Raw genomic sequence first — 18,073 nt, 5'->3', positions numbered from 1 at the left:
GCGCTCAGGCGTGACGCAGGCGCTTGTTGAGATGGCGGGCGAGGCGGTCGCCGAGGCTCTGCACGGCCTGGACGAGGACGATCAGCACCGCGACGACCGCAGCCATCACTTCGGGCATGAAGCGCTGATAGCCATAGCGGATGCCGAGATCGCCGAGGCCGCCACCGCCGACGGCGCCGACCATGGCCGAGAAGCCGATCAGGCTGACGAGAGCGAGCGTCAGGCCGAGGGTGATCGCCGGCAGCGCCTCGGGAACGAGGACCTTGCGCACGATCTGCACCGGCGTCGCGCCCATGGAGCGCGCCGCCTCGACCAGCCCCTGGTCGACCTCGCGGATGGCGCCCTCGATGAGGCGGGCGATGAACGGCGTCGCCGCGACCGTCAGCGGCACGGTCGCCGCCGTGGTGCCGATCGAGGTGCCGGCGATCAGCCGGGTGAACGGGATGATCGCGACGACCAGGATGATGAAGGGCGTCGAACGCGTGGCGTTGACCAGCGTGCCGAGGATCGCGTTGACGGCCGGGGCGGCGAAGAGCTCGCCGCGCTTGCTCGTCGCCAGGAAGACGCCGAGCGGCAGGCCGAGCAGGGTGCCGAGCCCGGCGGCGATCGCGACCATCAGCAGCGTGTCGCCGGTGGCCTGGATGATGAGGCGGATGAGTTCAGGCGACATGACCGATGACCTCTGCCTTGAGTTCGAGGCCCTTCAGCGCGCCGAGCACGGCACCGAGGCCGGGTTCTTCGGAGGGAACCGAGACGAGCAGGCTGCCGAAGGGTTTGCCGGCGATGGCGTCGATTCGCCCCGCCAGGATGTTGACGTCGATGCCTATCGTGGAGCCGAGCCGGCTGATCACCGGCGCGGTGGCGTTGGCGCCGGAGAAGGTGACGCGCAGCACGGCGCTGCCGCCGGCCAGCGGCGTCTCGCGCAGCCGCCCGGCAAGATGGGCCGGCAATTCGACGCCGGTGACCGTTTCGACGAAGCGGGCGGTCGTCGGATGCTGCGGCCGGGTGAAGACCTCGAAGGTCTCGCCCTCTTCGACGATGCGCCCGCCCTCGATCACCGCGACCCGGTCGCAGATCTCCTTGATCACCGGGATTTCATGCGTGATCAGCAGGATGGTGACGCCGAGCTCGCGGTTGACCTGCTTGAGCAGCGCCAGGATCGACTGCGTCGTCTCGGGGTCGAGTGCCGAGGTCGCCTCGTCGCAGAGCAGCACCTTCGGGTCGGTCGCCAGCGCCCTTGCGATACCGACACGCTGCTTCTGCCCGCCCGAGAGCTCGGCCGGATAGCGCTCGCGCTTGTCGGCGAGGCCGACGAGGTCGAGCAGCTTCTCGACCCGCCCGGCGATCTCGCTCTTCGGCGTGCCGTCGATCTCGAGCGGCAGCGCGACATTGTCGAACACCGTGCGCGAGGAGAGCAGGTTGAAATGCTGGAAGATCATGCCGGTCGAGCGGCGGCGCGTCCGCCAGCCGGCCTCGGTCAGGTCGGTGACATCGTCGCCCTCGATCAGGATGCGGCCGGAGCTGGCGCGCTCCAGCCCGTTGACCAGGCGGATCAGGGTCGACTTGCCGGCGCCGGAGCGGCCGATCACGCCGACGATGGCGCCGCGCGGCACGTCGAGGTCGATGCCTTCCAGCGCCGTGACCGGCTTCTGGCCGCGCCGGCCGGCGAAGACCTTGCCGACCCGCTCGAAGCGGATGACCGGCTCGGCCAATGGCGCGATCTCGGCCGCGACGCGGAAGGCGTCGGGTTTCAGGGGGGCGTTCATCATGACCTCAGTATAGCGTGTGGCAGGACCAGTGGGTGATGCTGATCTGCTCGAGCGTCACCTGCCGGACCGATCGGCGCTGCGCCTCGTCGTCGACCGAAAAGGAGGGTTGGTCGAGCCGGCGTGGCGCGGCGGGCAGAGCCTCGCCGAGCCAGAGCGCGAGGCGCCGGCGCAGGGTTTCGAGCCCGGACATCACTCGCCTCAGGCCGCCAGCCGCGTCTGGCCCTGACGGCGCGGCGCGACGAGCAAACGGGCGGCGCGTTCGGCCGCGCCTGGCGTCGCGAAGCGCTCGCCCTCGAGCCGGTCGAAGGCCGAAGCCGCCGAGATGAAGGTGAAGAAGCGCTCGCCAGCGCGGCGCGCCACCAGCCCGGCCTGGGTCTCGCCGACCTCGATGACATAGGCGAGTGTGGCCTGGGCGAGCGTCGGCTGGGCGGTGACGGGCTGATCGGATGCAAGGGAAGTGAACTGCGACATGACGTGACCTCCGCCGCGATGCGGCGTCTCGAAGGATGAATCTGTTCGGAAGAAAATCCGCCGCGCGGGCGGTCTCAGCGCTGGCTCAGCGCCGACAACAGAACATCATCGAACGAAGGGTCGGTTCGATCGGAGGAAGGGAATGATCGGTCATGTTGCTCTCCGCTTTAGCGTTTGGTGACGCGGCGCAAGCTGCTCGCTCAAATCTCCGCGGTCACGGGGCTGAGCCGGTGACAGGCCCAATCTAGGCAGTGTCGTTCTTCGTGTCAATCCAATCGTTCTTTTAAAGAGACATGTTCTCGGAGAAGAATTTTCTCCGGGCGTCGAGGCGGCCGAAACTGCGCGCGAGGCCGTGAATGGCGCATCGCAGCGCCTGTTCTGGCGCGCCGCCGCTCCGACCTGCTATCGTCCCGCCATGGCTATTCGCGATTCGGACCTCGCATGAACCAGGCGGTGCGCGGCGTCAGCATCGCCGACGGGCGGATGACGATCGACGGCGTCGCCGGCGCCTTCATCCAGGCCGTCGGCCGCCCGCTCGCTCTGGAGGCGGACGGGCTCGCTCTGGTGCGCGGCCATGTCTGGCGCGAGGGTGTGCGGCACGAGGCCGACCGCATCGAGGGACGGGCCCGGCCGCGCGAGGCGAGCCTGCACCGGGCCGGTCATCCTGGCGAGGCCCATGACATCGCCCTGACGATCCGGCCCTTTCCGACCGAAGGCGCGCAGGCGCCATTGCTGCGGCTCGGCCTTGCCGGCGATGCGCAGGAGGCCGGGCTCGACCAGAACTACCGCGCCGACCTCTTCCTGCCGCAGCCGCTCTTCGCCGAGCTCGGCCGCGATCTCGCCGAGAAGGCGCCCCTGCATTTGTCGCTCAGCGCCGCCACCGATCTCTGGCTGCGCGAGGCCGAGCCCGAGGCATTGCCCGGCCGCCCGCTCGCCTTCCATCTCGGGCTCGAGGCCGCCAGCGGCCGCAGCGCCAGCGGCCATGGCCGGGTCGAGTCGATCGAATGGGGCAGGGCCGGCCCCGCCAGCCCAGCCCAGCAGGCCCAAGCCGATGCGGCCACCGAGGCCGATCCCGAAGAGGAGCCGGAGGATCCGGTGTCCGAGCAGCTCAGGCGGATCAATTGGAGCCTGAAGCAGGTTCTGATCGTGCTCGCCTTCCTGATGTTGATCATTGCGCTGAAATAGCGCCGAACCTTCCTGCCCTGCCGGCGTTGCTTCGGGACAAGCCAGGGACAGAGGGCCATGCTCGACATTCTCCCCGCAGCCGACCATGTCGCCGCCTTTCGCATCACCGGCACGCTGACCGAGCCGGATTTCGACCGGCTGATCGCCGAGATCGAGGCCAAGCTCGAACGACATGAGAAGCTCGGCATCCTCGCCGATCTCACCGGCTTCGAGGACATGACCTTCCGCGCCGGCCTCAAGGATGCCCGCTACGGCTTCGGCAAGATCCTGCAATGGCACCGTTTCCCGCGTGAGGCGGTGGTCACCGACAAGGGCTGGATCGAGACCCTGGTCGCGATCGCGAGCCCGCTCGTGCCCTTCGTCGAGGTCAGGAGCTTCAAGCCCGGCGCCTTCGACGCGGCGCTCGCCTGGGCGAGCGAGATCGAGGGCGGGCCGAACGCCTGATTCCCCGTTTTCACCCCGAGCCGGCGGAAACGCGCCGGTCCCAAGATGAACGGCAGCCGACTGGCCCGTTCAGGCGGGGTTCCGCGCCCCGCTGCTCAAATGCCCATCAGCAGACGAAGGAGACCAGTCATGCGTCACATTCTCATCGCCGCGACCATCGCACTGGGCGCCGCCGTCACGCCGGCCGCAGCCGGCGAGGCCTTTGGCGGCGCGGCCGGCCTCGACAAGCTCGAGGCGACCTATGTCCGCCACAACCGCGAGCACCGGATGTGGGAGATCCAGCGCAACATGGAGCGCCAGCACCGCTATGAGCGCCGCCATCGCCATCGCTATCGCGACGGCTACGGCTATGGCTATGGCCGCCGCCATGGCGGCCCGCCGCCCTGGGCCCCGGCCCATGGCCGCCGCTATCGCGACGCCTACGACCGCTGGTAAGGCGGTCCGTCCCCCGCGCCCTTCGTGCCCCTGTTCCCCACAAGCGAAGGGCGCGGGAATTTCGACGCTCTGCCTTCTCCCCTTGCGGGAGAAGGTGGCGCGGAGCGCCGGATGAGGGGTCGCGCAGCGCTATGCGGTTTCGGCCGCTGCAAGCGCTAATCTGTCAAGGTCGCGAGACCCCTCACCCCGACCCTCTCCCGCAAGGGGAGAGGGGGCAGGTCCCGCCTCCCGCGCCCAAGCCTTTCCCCGCCCGCAGGCTCGCCTGCGGGCGTTGTCGCATCTGAGGGGCAGCGGAGCGCCGCGAGGCGCGGTTTGGTATCCGCTTCCGTGGCCGGGAGCGGCGCGGATGGGTTGAGCCACCACCCGCACGCCCCGTGGCGCTCCGCCAGGCGGCGATTTGAAAACTCCGGGCCGCGCTTCATTCGGATCTTGCCCCGATCCCGTCCGCTGCCTTCGCCAGTTCCCCTCTTCGGGTCGTCGCGTCGGCGCTCGGGCGGTTCACGATCGGCGGCAGGTCCGGCTAGCGAGCTCCTCGCGCAGGGGCCGTAGTACCCCCAGGTCGGTTCCCGAAGCCTCCCGGGACCGGGGTGCAAGCCCGGCCGCAGGCGCCGCGCCCACCCCGCCAAACGACATGCCTCCGGTCGGCCGCCCCTCGGGGATGGGATGCGGGGGATCATACGGGAGATTGGGAGGACGGGGATAAGTTCGGCGCTCAGCCAAGCGTCACGCGCGCAGAAACATTCAAGAAGTGCGGGGATGCGGATAATTTGCCTCGATAGGCCTTGGCGATGCTCTAGACATGATCCCAGCGCCGATGGCTTTGCATTCTAGTACATGGGATTCGGGCGATTAGGCTTGACGAAATGGGAGGCTCAGACTGTAACTTCTGCCCGCGGCGAAACACGATGCTGCGTTGTCTGTAAACGGGACTACGCTAGATAGACCCGATACATAATATATTTGGGATGGAAATGAAGCATTCTCATGAATTTAGAGACCCGATACATACTTTTATTCATGTCAGGTCCGATGAAAGAAAAGTGATAAATTCTGAACCATTTCAGAGGCTAAGAAATATTCATCAGCTAGCACTAACTTATTTGGTTTATCCTGGAGCAACTCACCGAAGATTTGAGCATTCTCTGGGAGTTATGCACCTAGCTTCCCAGATATATGATATCATTACGGGACCTGGAAATGTTCATTCTAGAATAAATTACTTGTTACCGGACGGTGATTCACTCAGGTACTGGCGATCTGTAATTCGTATGGCAGCACTTTGCCACGATATTGGACATTTACCATTTTCACATGCGGCAGAGCATAAGTTATTACCTAAAGGTTGGGACCATGAGAGAATTACTAAAGATCTTATTCTTTCTGATGAAATGAAAGAGATTTGGAATAACATGACTGCGCCTCTTCGGCCGGAGGATGTAGTTAAACTTTCTGTTGGAGTGAAAAAGTGCCCGGAGCTACAATTTACTATTTGGGAGACTATACTTTCTGAGGTTATTGTCGGGGACTCTTTTGGAGCCGACAGAATGGACTATTTACTAAGAGATTCGTACCATGCGGGCGTTCAGTATGGGCGGTTTGATCATAACAGATTGATTAATTCCATAAGGATACTCCCCAGATCGGAAAAGGGAAGCTTAGAGCCCTCACTTGGGATAGAGCAGGGTGGTCTTGAGGCGGCGGAGTCGCTTATTCTAGCAAGATATTTCATATACAGACAAGTATATTTTCATCACATAAGACGTGTATATGATATACATTTGATTGATTTTTTACAAAATTGGCTGCCTGCTGGCCAATTTGGAACTAATAAGCATGATCATTTATCGATGACTGATGCCGAAGTTATCTCAGGCATCAGGCAATGCGCCATTGATCCGCAGCATCAAGCGCACGATGCAGCATCACGTATACAGAATCGTAACCATTTTAGGCGAGTGTTTACCGGAGTGCCCGGGGATAAAGCAGGTGCCGTTTTGGAGCCGGGCAAGGCCTTGTTTGAGCAGGCTTGCAAGGTGTTCGGTGACGAAAGGCTGAGGCACGACTACGTGCCGCCAAAGGCATCAACTCCTGACTTTCCAGTCCTGCTTTATGACGGAGCCGTTGCTTCCTGTCACGGACTGTCGCAGGTCATGGAAAATATTCCTACAATGGAGGTCGATTCGATTTACTGTTGCCAGTCGGTTCAAGCGGACGTAAAGCAGTGGCTCGAACAAAACAAGAATCAAATTCTGAACCTAGCAGGGCAAGAGAACCTCATATGACGGTATCGACTAAGGAAAACTTACTCGCAGTTGACCTTGAGTTGATCGCTCGCCTTAAAGAGGTTGGGAGTTGGTGTGGCGAGACCCACGTTCAAAAATCTATGTTCTTGCTGTCTACAGTCCTAGATTCTGATCTGGGGTATGAATTCATTATTTATAAGCATGGGCCGTTCAGCTTTGATTTTCGTGATGATTTGATAGCGCTCCAATCAATCGGTGCAGTCAAACTCAACACAACCGTCCCTGGATACGGACCGAGTTTTGAGATTAGCGATTTTGCAAATAAGATTCGTGAGAAGAACAAGGAGTTTATCAAAAGACATTTGAAATCTATCGATTTTATCGTGAAGAAATTTGGTAAAAATGATGTTAAGTTCCTAGAAAAGATAACTACCGCAATTTATATTGCGAAAAATGCTAGCTCTGAAAGCGAATCCTCTTGGGTTGCCAAGATGCACGAGCTGAAGCCGCACATTCCATTTAAGGAGTGCGAAGCTGCAGTGAATAGTGCTCAAATTTACCTTTCCGAGGTCAAACAATTCAGAAAGTGAGCTGAGGAGGGCCTGCTACCTCCGCCTTCCCCGCCTCTCCCCCGCCCCCTTCGGCCGCGATTCCGGCACCGGGCCCATTTCGTCGAGCCCGGGCTTCCGCGGTCGCGCCACGCGCGCGAGCGGCTTGGCTTCACCCCCGCCCCAATTATGCGGGCCCATATCGGCGTCGGTCGGCTTGCGGGCGCGGGTCGGCAGGTTGGCGCTGGCCCCGTAGGACCGCTCGCCCTGGTACTTGCCGGCGCTGCCCTCGACATCGCTCTGGCGGGCGAGCGGGTCGTCGGCGATGGCGAGCTCGGTCGCCTGCAGGCGCTTGATCTCGTCGCGCAGGCGGGCGGCGGTCTCGAATTCGAGGTCGGCGGCGGCCTCGCGCATGCGCTTTTCGAGATCGGCGATCGCGGCCTTGAGGTTGTGGCCGGCGACCGGCGCCTCGACCAGCCCGCGATCGACGGTGACATGGTCGCGCTCATAGACCGAGCCGAGGATGTCGCCGATGTTCTTCTTCACCGTCTGCGGCGTGATGCCGTGCTCTTCATTGTAGGCGAGCTGCTTCTCGCGCCGGCGATTGGTCTCGGCCATCGCCCGCTCCATCGAGCCGGTGATGTGGTCGGCATAGAGCACGACCTTGCCGTCGACGTTTCGGGCGGCGCGGCCGATGGTCTGGATCAGCGAGGTCTCGGAGCGCAGGAAACCTTCCTTGTCGGCGTCGAGAATGGCGACGAAGCCGCATTCGGGAATGTCGAGGCCCTCGCGCAGCAGGTTGATGCCGACGAGGACGTCGAACGTCCCGAGGCGCAGATCGCGCAGGATCTCGATGCGCTCGATCGTGTCGATGTCGGAGTGCATGTAGCGCACGCGCACGCCGTTCTCGTGCAGGTACTCGGTCAAGTCCTCGGCCATGCGCTTGGTCAGCACGGTGACGAGGGTGCGGTAGCCCTTCTCGGTGACCTCCTTGATCTCGTCGAGCAGGTCGGCGACTTGGTGCTTGGCCGGGCGGATCTCGACCGGCGGGTCGATCAGCCCGGTCGGGCGGATGACCTGCTCGGTGAAGACGCCGCCGGTCTGCTCCATCTCCCATGAGCCGGGGGTGGCCGAGACATGCACCGAGGCGGGGCGCATCGCGTCCCATTCCTCGAAGCGCAGCGGCCGGTTGTCCATGCAGGAGGGCAGGCGGAAGCCGTATTCGGCGAGCGTCGCCTTGCGGCGGAAGTCGCCCTTGTACATCGCGCCGATCTGCGGGACCGTGACATGGCTTTCGTCGGTGAAGACGAGGGCGTTGTCGGGCAGGTACTCGAACAGGGTCGGCGGCGGCTCGCCCGGCTTGCGGCCGGTGAGATAGCGCGAATAGTTCTCGATGCCGTTGCAGGAGCCGGTGGCCTCGATCATCTCGATGTCGAAGGTGCAGCGCTGGTCGAGCCGCTGCGCCTCGAGATAGCGCCCCATGCGGTTGAGCTCGTCGAGCCGGCCCTTCAGCTCCTCCTTGATCGACTTCACCGCCTGGTTCAGCGTCGGCCGCGGCGTGGTGTAGTGCGAATTGCCGTAGACCTTGATGAATTCGAGCTCGCCGGTCTTCTGGCCGGTGAGCGGATCGAATTCCGAGATGCTCTCGATCTCGTCGCCGAACAGGCCGATGCGCCAGGCGCGGTCCTCATAGTGGGCCGGGTAGAGCTCGACCGTGTCGCCCCGGACCCGGAAGGTGCCGCGCGCAAAATCGTGCTGGACGCGCTTGTACTGCAGCGCCACGAGGTCGGCGATCAGCTGGCGCTGCTCGATGCGCTCGCCGAGCTTCAGCGAGAAGGTCATCGCCGTATAGGTCTCGACCGAGCCGATGCCGTAGATGCAGGAGACCGAGGCGACGATGATCACGTCGTCGCGCTCCAGCAGCGAGCGCGTCGCCGAATGGCGCATGCGGTCGATCTGCTCGTTGATCGAGGATTCCTTCTCGATATAGGTGTCCGAGCGCGGCACATAGGCCTCGGGCTGGTAGTAGTCGTAATAGGAGACGAAGTACTCGACCGCGTTGTCGGGGAAGAAGCTCTTGAACTCGCCGTAGAGCTGGGCCGCCAGCGTCTTGTTCGGCGCGAGGATCAATGCCGGGCGCTGCGTCTCCTCGATCACCTTGGCCATGGTGAAGGTCTTTCCGGAGCCGGTGACGCCGAGCAGCACCTGGTCGCGCTCCTGCCGGCTGATACCGTCGACGAGATCGGCGATCGCGGTCGGCTGGTCGCCCGACGGAGAGAAATCGCTCTTCATCTGAAAACGCACGCCGCCTTCCGATTTCTCGGGCCGTTCCGGCCGATGCGGCGTCCAGGGCTTGCCGGGCTCGATGAACGGGCTGCCGGTCTCCAGCAGCGTCTGCAGCGACTGCGCCGTCAGCGAGGCCGCCGTCTCGCCATCCGAGCCGGCGAAGGCGGCGTCGGCCTTCTTGGAGAGCTTGCGCTTCTTGGTCTCGCCGGCATCGCCCGGCCGCGCCTCGTAGCCGGCCTGCGGCGTGTCTTTGAAGCCGGAGGCGCCGCCCGGCACCGCCGTGCCGCGGTTGATCGCCGGGTTGAGCAGATCGGCGAGATAGCCCTCCAGCGGCTTCAGATCAGGCTTGGTCGCCTTGGAATTGGGCGTGCGGGCGCTCGCCGGCTTCTTGGCGGGCTTGGCCTTGGCCGGCTTGGTCTTGGCGGCGGGGCGTTCCGCCTCGGGCGAGACGGTGTCGGAGCTGGCATCGGGGCGCTTTGGCATGGCCGCAATATGGGCGCAGATCGCCGCCGATGCGAGGGGGCGGGCACGCGCTCCGGCCTGATTGATGACAGGAGTTGACAGGAGACGATCTGCTCGCATTAGTTGCATTAATGGGTAGTGCAATCAATGGGGGCGGCCATGCCGGGGGGCTGGGACCGATGCGGCGGCCGTCGACGCCTTCATCGCGAAATGGCGTGTCTCGGAGGGCGCGGAGCGGGCCGCCTACGCGCAGTTCCTGACCGAGTTCTGCCGATTGATCGGCGCCGAGACGCCGCTGCCGCCGACCAGCGATGCCGAGGCGGTGACCTATCGCTTCGAATATCCGGTGGCGTTCCACGATGACGCCGGTACGGCCGGCACCGGCCGCATCGACCTCTACAAGAAGTCCTGCTTCGTGCTCGAAGCCAAGCAGAGCCGCCTGAAGGGCCAGCGCAAGGAGATCCTGCTGGCCGGGGACGGGGCGGATGAGCCCTCGGCCGCGCCACGCGGTCGCCGCGGCGCCGACCGCTCGCTCGACGTCATGATGCTGCACGCCAAGCGCCAGGCCGAGCATTATGCCCGGGCTCTGCCGGCCTCGCATGGCTGGCCGCCCTTTGTCATCCTCTGCGATGTCGGGCACTGCTTCGAGTTCTATGCCGACTTTTCCGGCCAGGGGAAGAACTACGCCCAGTTCCCCGACCGGCACCGTTTCCGTGTCTATCTCGACGATCTCCGCGGCCCTGCGATCCGGGCTCGGATCGCCGGGATCTGGTCCGATCCCGGCTCGCTCGACCCCGCCCGCCATGCGGCGCTCGCGACGCGCCAGATCGCACTGCGGCTCGCCGCCGTCTCGAAGGCGCTCGAACGGCGCTACGACGCCGAGGATGTCGCGCTCTTCCTGATGCGCTGCCTGTTCACCATGTTCGCCGAGGATGTCGGCCTGATCCCGCGCGACAGCTTCAAGCGCTTGCTGCGCGAATGCCTGGAGGCGCCGAAGAGCTTCAAGCCGCTGGTCGAGGATCTCTGGCGGGCGATGGATCGCGACGACTATTCCTCGGCGGTGCGGGCGCAGATCAAGCAGTTCAACGGCCGCATGTTCGCCGAGCCGCAGGTCTTCGTGCTCGGCCGCGACGGCATCGCCGAATTGCTGGCGGCGGCCGAGCATGATTGGAGCCTGGTCGAACCGGCGATCTTCGGCGCCCTGCTCGAACAGGCGCTGGAGCCGGTCGAGCGGGCAAGGCTCGGCGCGCATTACACGCCGCGCGCCTATGTCGAGCGCCTGGTCGTCGAGACCGTGATCGCGCCGCTGCGCGACGACTGGCGGGCGGTGCTCGGCGCCGCCCAGCAGGCACGCGATGGCGGCAGTGCGCGGGTGGCACTGGCGCTGGTCGAGGCCTTCCACATTAAGCTCTGCAAGACGCGGGTGCTCGACCCTGCCTGCGGCACCGGCAATTTCCTGCATGTCGCCCAGGACCTGATGAAGCGGCTCGAGGGCGAGGTGCTGGAGACCGCCGCCGAACTCGGCGCGGTCGAGCATTTCGGCGGCTTTGCCGAACGCGGCGTCGGGCCGGGGCAGTTCTTCGGTATCGACGCCAATCGCCGGGCGGTGGCGATCGCCGATCTGATGCTCTGGATCGGCTATCTGCAATGGCATCTGCGGACGCGGGCCTACGCGCCGCGCGAGCCGATCCTGCGGAAGCTGGCGCAGATCGTGCCCGGCGACGCGCTGCTGACCTGGGATGATTGGCCGGTGCCTTCGGTGGAGGCCGGCCGCGAGGTCGCGCCGGCCAATCCGCGTCCGCCGCCCTGGCCGGAGGCGGAGTTCATCGTCGGCAACCCGCCCTTCATCGGCGGCAAGGACCTGCGCCGGCGCCTCGGCGACGGCTATGTCGCGGCGCTGCGGCTGGCCTGGCCGCAGATGAACGAGAGCGCCGACCTCGTCATGTACTGGTGGGATCGGGCCGCCGCGCTGCTCACCGCACCGGGCACGGCGCTGCGGCGCTTCGGTTTCGTCACCACCAATTCGATCACCCAGCTCTTCCAGCGCCGCACGGTCGAGCGGCATCTCGATGCGCGGAGCCCGGTCTCGCTGCTGCTGGCGGTCGCCGACCATCCCTGGACCAAGGCCGGCAAGGACGCCGCCGCGGTACGCATCGCCATGACGGTGGCCGCCGCTGGCCAGCATGAGGGACGGCTGCTCGAAGTCATCGCGGAGACGGGTCTCGACAGCGATCAGCCGCAGATCGGCTTTGCTGAGCGGGCGGGCCGGATCAATGCCGACCTCACCATCGGTGCCGACGCCTCGCAGGCCCGGCCATTGCTTGCAAACGAGGCCCTGTGCTCGCCTGGCGTCAAGCTGCACGGGGCGGGCTTCATCGTCTCGCCGGACGCGGCGCAGGCGCTCGGCCTCGGCCGGCGGCCCGGGCTCGAAGCCCATATCCGGCCCTATCGGAACGGGCGCGATCTCACCGCCCGCCCGCGGGGCGCCCTGGTCGTCGACCTGCTCGGGCTCGATGCCGGCGAGGTCCGCGAGCGCTTCCCGGAGGTCTACCAGCACGTCAAGTTGACGGTGAAGGAGGCCAAGGATGCGACCGGCAGGCTTGTTGGCCGCGATGCCAACAACCGGCAGTCCTATCGCGATCTCTGGTGGGTCTTCGGGGAACCGCGCCGCGAATTGCGCCCGGCGCTTTCCGGCCTGCAGCGCTACATCGCAACGGTCGAAACCGCCAAGCATCGCGTCTTCCAGTTCCTCGACCAGGCGATCCTGCCGGACAACATGGTCATCGCGGTCGCGCTCTCCGACGCCTTCCATCTCGGCGTGCTGTCCTCGCACTTCCACGCGATCTGGAGCCTGCAGCAAGGCGGGACCTTGGAGGACCGGCCGCGCTATTCCAAATCGCGCTGCTTCGACCCTTTTCCCTTCCCCGACGCCACGGAGAGCCAGAAGCAGGTGATCCGCGAGCCGGCCGAGGCGCTCGACGCCTTGCGCAAGCAGGTGCTGGCGGCGCATCCCGGGCTGACGCTGACCGGGCTCTACAATGTCCATGACAAGATCCGGGCGGGTTTGCCGCTGACGCCCGGCGAGGAGAATCTCCGCGACCGCGGTCTCGTCCTGATCCTCGGCGAGCATCACGACGCCATCGATGCCGCGGTGGCCGCAGCCTATGGCTGGCCGGCCGATGCCGGAGCGGAGGAGGTGCTTTCCCGTCTGATCGCCCTCAACCGCGAGCGGCGCGGCGAGGAAGCGCGCGGCGCGGTGCGCTGGCTCCGGCCGGACTATCAGCGCCCGCGCTTCGGGGAAGGCGGGGGCATGGGCGAGCAGGTCGAGGCGGCCGAACTCTTGTCGCTGCCTACCGCCGCGGCCGGCCTGCCTGCCTTTCCAACCCAGCCGGTCGAGCGGGTCGCTGCCGTGCTCGCCGTCCTGGCCAGGGGCGGTGCGCCGCTCGATGCCGAGGCGATCGCCATGCAATTCCGGCAGGGGCTCAAGGTCCGCCCGGCCATTCGCGCCGTCCTCGTTTCGCTGGCGCGGGTCGGCGAAGTCTCGACGGCCGATGGCGGCAGGCGCTTCGGCCGCCGTTTCGCGGCGCAGGGTTAGAGCATTTTCGAGCGAAGTGGACACCGGTTCGCGTGAAGAAAATGCGATTGAAAAAGAGATCGAGCATTTCCGTGTTTCAGGGAAATGCTCAAAAACTGTCGCGCCAGCGTCACGCCGCTGTCGCGCGGCTGCAAACTCCGGGCGCGAAGCGGGGGCCTTCCGCTCTTCCCAACCCGGAGTCCTCCATGCGTCTGCGCCTCGCTGCCGTCCTGCTTCTCTCGTCCACCATGCTCGCCGGCGCTCAGGATGCGTCCCAGGGAGGCTCGAAGGAGTTCCCGGCCAAGCTGGTCGGTCACGCCTTGCTGCCGGCCAACACCATCATCCCGGCCCCGGCCGATGCGCCGGCCGACCTCAAGGTCTCCGGCAAGTTCATCACGCCCGGCAAACGCGTCGAGCAGGTCGGCACGGTGATGGGCACCTCGGTCGGGCGCCCGACCGGCCTTTCGACTCCCTTCGCCGGCCAGCCGGTGCAGGGCTTCTCTGGCATCCGTTCGCTGGGCAATGGCGAGTTCCTGGTGCTGACCGACAATGGTTTCGGAGCCAAGGCGAACTCGCCGGACGCGATGCTGTTCTTCCACCGCCTCAAGGCCGATTTCGAGGGCGGCAAGATCGAGCGCCTGGCGACCACCTTCCTGCACGATTCCGACAAGAAGGTGCCGTTCCGCATCGCCAATGAGGGCACCGAGAAGCGCTACCTGACCGGCGCCGATTTCGATCCGGAATCGATCCAGCCGATCGGCGACAAGATCTGGATCGCCGAGGAGTTCGGCCCCTATCTCATCCGCGTCGACCAGAGCGGCAAGGTCGAGGCGGTGTTCGAGACGCTCATCGACGGCAAGCCGGCCCGCTCGCCCGACCACTTCGCCGTCACCACGCCGGCTGCCCCGAACCTGCCGGTCGCGTTCAATGTCCGCCGCTCCAAGGGCTATGAGGGCATGGCGCAGTCGCCGGATGGTCGTTTCCTCTATCCGCTGCTCGAAGGCCCGCTCTGGAACGCCGAGACCAAGGGCAATGAGGAGCTCGACGGCAAGGAAGTGCTGCGCATCCTCGAATTCGACGTGCAGAACGAGAAGTGGACCGGCCGGTCCTGGTTCTTCCCGCTCGAGCAGAAGGGCCTCGCCATCGGCGACTTCAATATGATCGACAGCACTACAGCGCTGATCATCGAAAGGGATAACGGCGAAGGCACCGCCGACAAGGCCTGCGCTGCCGGCCAGAAGGGCCCGGACTGCTTCCACGACCTCGCCAAGTTCAAGCGCATCGTCAAGATCGAGATGAACGACGCCAATGTCGGCAAGGCCGTGCGCAAGATCGGCCATGTCGACCTGATGAAGATTGCCGATCCCGACAAGAAGGCGAAGCTGGGCGCCATCGACGGCGTGCTGCCCTTCCCCTTCTTCACCATCGAGAATGTCGACGTGGTCGATCTCGCCAAGGGCATCATCGTCGTCGGCAACGACAACAATCTGCCCTTCTCCTCGTCGCGCGACCCGAAGAAGGCCGACGACAACGAGCTGGTGCTGATCGAGGTCAAGGAACTGCTCGCCGCCAAGTGAGGCGCCAAACGAGGCGCTGAGCGCGCCGCAAAGCCGTCGCCGGGCTGCTCAGCCGATCAGCCCGGCCATGGCGACCACGACAGGCCCCATCAGCGGTAGCAGCACGTTCGAGATCGCATAGGTCACGGTGTAGCCGATCACCGGGATCGAGTTGCCGGCGAGCGAGACCAGGGCGCTGATCGAGGGCGTGCTGCAATGCTGGCCGGCAATGGCGCCGAGCAGGATCGGCCCCTCGATCCTGAGCAGATAATGGCCGATATAGAGCGAGGCCACCGCCGGCAGGGCCGAGACCAGGACGGAGAGCACCGGCAGGACGAGCCCGTATTGCTTGAGCAGGGCGAAGGCGTCCGGCCCGACCGAAAGCCCGACTGCGGCGATGAAGGTCGCCAGCCCGAAATCCTTCATGAAGGCGGCGGCCTCGGACGGGATCGCGCCGCTCTGCGGCCGGTGCATGTGCAGCCAGCCGAAGACCAGGCCGGAGACCAGCGCCCCGCCGCCCGTGCCGAGGGTGAGGTCGAGCGCCCCGATCTTCAGGCTGAGCTCGCCGAGCAGGAGCCCGGCGACGATGCCGAGCCCGAGCATGACGAAATCGGTCGCCGCGCTGGGCGAGAGCAGATGGCCGAGCTCCGGGCCGGCGCGGGCGATCGCATCCTCCGTACCGTACAGGGTCAGGATGTCGCCCTGTTCCAGGATGGTGCCCGGCAAGGCGGGGATGTTCTGGCCGAGCCGGCGGATCCGCGAGATGAAGACGCCGCGCCGCAATTCGGCACTGGCAAGCCGGCGCAGGTCGCGGATCCTGCGGCCGCGGACTTCTTGCCGGGTCAGAACCACCTCGCGCTCGACCAGCGGAGCATTGGCGCCGGGCGGCATTGGCACCTCGGCTCCGAGCCGCTCGCTGATCGCGATCACGGCGCGCCGTCGGCCGACCACCAGCACGATGTCGTCGGCTTCCAGCATCGTATCGGTGGTCGCCTTGTCGAAGCTGCCGCCGCGCCCGACCTGCGTGATGGTGACGACCCCGTTGACGCTGTTCTCGAAGGCGCCGACGCTGCTTCCGCCGATCGCGCCGGCGCGGAAACCGCGTGAGACGATCTCCGGCACGCCGTTCTCCTTCGCGGTATCGTCATCGGCGCCGAGCTCGCGGGCAAGCGCAGCCGAGGCCTCGCGCACATTGATCCCGAGCAGGAGCGGGCCGATCTGCGTGGTGAAGACGACGATGGCGACGAGGCCGAACAGATAGGTGATGCTGTAGGCGGTCGCCATATTGCCCTGCAGGCGCTCGATTTCGGCGGCAGGCAGGGCAAGGCGCGTCATCGCCTCCGAGGCGGTGCCGAGCACGGCGGATTCTGTGGCCGAGCCGGCGAAGAGCCCGGAGGCCGTGCCGGCATCGAGGCCGAACGCCAGGATTGCCGCTGCCAGCAGCAGCAGCACCGTGACGACCTCGACGAAGGACAGGATGCCGTAGCGCCAGCCTCCGCGGATATTGTTGAAGAATTGCGGCCCGGCCGTGAAGCCGAGCGCGAAGATGAACAGCGCGAAGGCGACGTTCTTCAGGTCGGGGCTGATGGTGACGCCGAGCTGCCCGATCGCAAGCGCGACGAACAGCGTGCCGCAGACGCCGCCGATCTCCACCGAGCCGATCCTGATCTTGCCGATGAGATGGCCGAGCGCCAGCGACACGAACAGGGCGACGACCGGTTGCGCGATGAACGACACGATGAAGCCCCGTCATGCTGCCAGCGACCAGCTGACTATCGGCGGCGTCTTTTGCGCGTGCAAGTTGGACGCAGGGCCAATGATCGCGGCTTATTGGGTCGCGGCTTATTGGTCCGAGCTTGCTGGCTTGACGTCCAGCTCAGCAGATCGCGTTGCGCAGCGCCGGCGCCAGCAACAGCTCCGCGGCGGAGCCGGTCTGAATCCAGCTCTTGGCCGAGGCGTCCTCCTCGCGCGGGTCGATCCGCAGCACGATCTGCTCGAGATCGCCGAGGCGGCAGAGGCGCTCGCGCGAAATCTCGGTGGTCATCGGCCCTTCCGGCTGCGCGCTGTCCTCGTTGCTGGCGACGATCGGCGCGCTGTCGGGCAGGCCGATCGTGACGGTGCGCAGCCGCGTCGCGATCGGGGCATTGCCGGAGAGCAACCGCATCCGCAGGCCGACATCGCCGGGCCGGCTGCCCTCGCGGACCGCGAGCTCCAGCCTGATCTCCCGGCCGCGATGCTGGCCGAAGCCGATATTGCCGAGGATCGCCGAGGCGATCCGGCGATCGGCCGGGCCGGGCGCGGCATCCGAACGCTGCTCGGCGAAGACCGCGGTCGCCGGTGCGATCTGCGTCGCGATCGTGGTCGAGCGCATCTCTTCGGGGCGCAGATAGCGCATCGTGTCGGCCGGGGTCGACACGGTCAGTTTCAGGAAGGAGCGGTCGAGCCCCATCGCATCGAGATGGCGGGCGATCTTGGCGTCGATCTCGCCGGTCGCCTGCTCCTGCTTGACCGTGCGCTGTTCCTTGGTCTCCTTGACCAGCTCGCGTGTCTCGATGATGCGGTCGCCCTCGCGACGGCGCACGATCTGGTAGTCGCGCACCGTCGTCGTCTCGGTCTCGACGATGGTCTGCTGATGCACGCCGATGCGCGATTGTGGGGGGATGATCCGCCTGACGCCGCCAGCGAGGACGAAGGTGCAGGCCGAGGAGCAGAGCGGGCTGCGCTCGTCGATGGTGCCCAGTGCCGGACCGCGCTGGCTCAGCACGGTCCGCGCCACCGCGATGTCGAGCCCTTGCTGGCGGATCAGCTCGCCCATGGCGATCGCGACCTCGACCGTGCCGCCGGTCGAATAGATCAGGATCGGCAGCTTGCGGCCGCCGAGCCCGGCGAGGGCGCGGCGCAGCTCTTCCAGCGTGCCATTGGTGATCGCGCCCTGAGCGGCGAGCCATTCGCGGCAATGCGGTTCGCAGCCCGGTTCGGCGCTGCGGACCGCCATGATCCGCATGGGTTCCGGTGCCGGCGCAGGCTTGTCCTGCGCCGCTGCCGGCAAGGCGAGCAGCGAGACGGCGAGCGCCAGGCAGGAGGCGATGCGGGACACGAG

General features: G+C 65.7%; 14 protein-coding genes and 1 pseudogene. 8 read left to right on the top strand and 7 right to left on the bottom strand.

From position 1 onward, the window contains the following. Positions 1–4 precede the first annotated feature (4 nt). The 4 genes from ACWGRX_RS10345 to ACWGRX_RS10330 are packed head-to-tail and all read right to left on the bottom strand — an operon-like array spanning position 5 to position 2,240. A complete protein-coding gene (locus ACWGRX_RS10345) occupies positions 5–670 on the bottom strand; it encodes a methionine ABC transporter permease (RefSeq protein WP_066472944.1) in 666 nt (221 codons plus the stop codon). After that, complete coding sequence (locus ACWGRX_RS10340) at positions 660–1,766, bottom strand: methionine ABC transporter ATP-binding protein (protein ID WP_452117480.1); 1,107 nt, start codon at positions 1,764–1,766, stop codon at positions 660–662. Before ACWGRX_RS10340 ends, ACWGRX_RS10345 begins: the two co-directional genes overlap by 11 nt. 7 nt (positions 1,767–1,773) lie before the next feature. Then, complete coding sequence (locus ACWGRX_RS10335; RefSeq protein ID WP_291646146.1) at positions 1,774–1,959, bottom strand: hypothetical protein; 186 nt, start codon at positions 1,957–1,959, stop codon at positions 1,774–1,776. A gap of 8 nt (positions 1,960–1,967) precedes the next feature. After that, positions 1,968–2,240, bottom strand: coding sequence for a hypothetical protein (locus tag ACWGRX_RS10330; protein WP_452117479.1), 273 nt, complete (start codon positions 2,238–2,240; stop codon positions 1,968–1,970). A gap of 441 nt (positions 2,241–2,681) precedes the next feature. Between ACWGRX_RS10330 and ACWGRX_RS10325 the strand changes: the two genes are divergently transcribed. The 5 genes from ACWGRX_RS10325 to ACWGRX_RS10305 all read left to right on the top strand — a co-directional run bounded on the left by ACWGRX_RS10325 (position 2,682) and on the right by ACWGRX_RS10305 (position 7,137). Further along, entirely contained in the window at positions 2,682–3,425 is a 744-nt protein-coding gene (locus tag ACWGRX_RS10325; RefSeq protein ID WP_452117478.1) for a hypothetical protein, read from the top strand. A 57-nt stretch (positions 3,426–3,482) separates the two neighbouring features. Continuing rightward, a complete protein-coding gene (locus tag ACWGRX_RS10320) occupies positions 3,483–3,869 on the top strand; it encodes a SpoIIAA family protein (RefSeq protein ID WP_327521223.1) in 387 nt (128 codons plus the stop codon). Between the two features lie 129 nt (positions 3,870–3,998). Continuing rightward, positions 3,999–4,304, top strand: a complete 306-nt coding sequence (locus ACWGRX_RS10315; protein ID WP_452117477.1) for a hypothetical protein — start codon at positions 3,999–4,001, stop codon at positions 4,302–4,304. 965 nt (positions 4,305–5,269) lie between these two features. Continuing rightward, positions 5,270–6,586 carry an HD domain-containing protein gene (locus tag ACWGRX_RS10310; RefSeq protein ID WP_452117476.1) on the top strand — a complete coding sequence of 439 codons (1,317 nt, stop codon included), beginning with the start codon at positions 5,270–5,272 and terminating at the stop codon, positions 6,584–6,586. Next, a complete protein-coding gene (locus tag ACWGRX_RS10305; protein WP_452117475.1) occupies positions 6,583–7,137 on the top strand; it encodes a hypothetical protein in 555 nt (184 codons plus the stop codon). Before ACWGRX_RS10310 ends, ACWGRX_RS10305 begins: the two co-directional genes overlap by 4 nt. A 15-nt stretch (positions 7,138–7,152) precedes the next feature. On the opposite strand, the gene uvrB is transcribed toward ACWGRX_RS10305, so the two are convergent. Then, positions 7,153–9,864, bottom strand: a complete 2,712-nt coding sequence (uvrB, locus tag ACWGRX_RS10300) for an excinuclease ABC subunit UvrB (RefSeq protein WP_452117474.1) — start codon at positions 9,862–9,864, stop codon at positions 7,153–7,155. A gap of 172 nt (positions 9,865–10,036) precedes the next feature. On the opposite strand from uvrB, the pseudogene ACWGRX_RS10295 reads away from it, so the two are divergent. The 3 genes and pseudogenes from ACWGRX_RS10295 to ACWGRX_RS10285 form a co-directional block, all read left to right on the top strand. After that, positions 10,037–10,930 (top strand): annotated as a pseudogene (locus tag ACWGRX_RS10295) (type IIL restriction-modification enzyme MmeI); the annotation flags it as partial. 6 nt (positions 10,931–10,936) lie between these two features. Further along, positions 10,937–13,438, top strand: coding sequence for a class I SAM-dependent DNA methyltransferase (locus ACWGRX_RS10290; protein WP_452117657.1), 2,502 nt, complete (start codon positions 10,937–10,939; stop codon positions 13,436–13,438). Positions 13,439–13,623: 185 nt separating this feature from the next. Beyond that, positions 13,624–14,994, top strand: a complete 1,371-nt coding sequence (locus tag ACWGRX_RS10285) for an esterase-like activity of phytase family protein (RefSeq protein WP_452117473.1) — start codon at positions 13,624–13,626, stop codon at positions 14,992–14,994. 48 nt (positions 14,995–15,042) lie between these two features. Here ACWGRX_RS10285 and aspT read toward each other — a convergent pair whose 3' ends face one another. Together aspT and ACWGRX_RS10275 are read right to left on the bottom strand one after the other, a co-directional pair. Beyond that, a complete protein-coding gene (aspT, locus tag ACWGRX_RS10280; protein ID WP_452117472.1) occupies positions 15,043–16,710 on the bottom strand; it encodes an aspartate-alanine antiporter in 1,668 nt (555 codons plus the stop codon). A 139-nt stretch (positions 16,711–16,849) separates the two neighbouring features. Next, positions 16,850–18,070, bottom strand: coding sequence for a COG3904 family protein (locus ACWGRX_RS10275; RefSeq protein ID WP_452117471.1), 1,221 nt, complete (start codon positions 18,068–18,070; stop codon positions 16,850–16,852). Positions 18,071–18,073 lie beyond the last annotated feature (3 nt).

The sequence above is a fragment of the Allobosea sp. NPDC055594 genome, assembly GCF_053618995.1.
The sequence above is the reverse complement of the archived record's forward strand: the minus strand, read 5'-3'. Positions and strand labels throughout refer to the sequence as shown.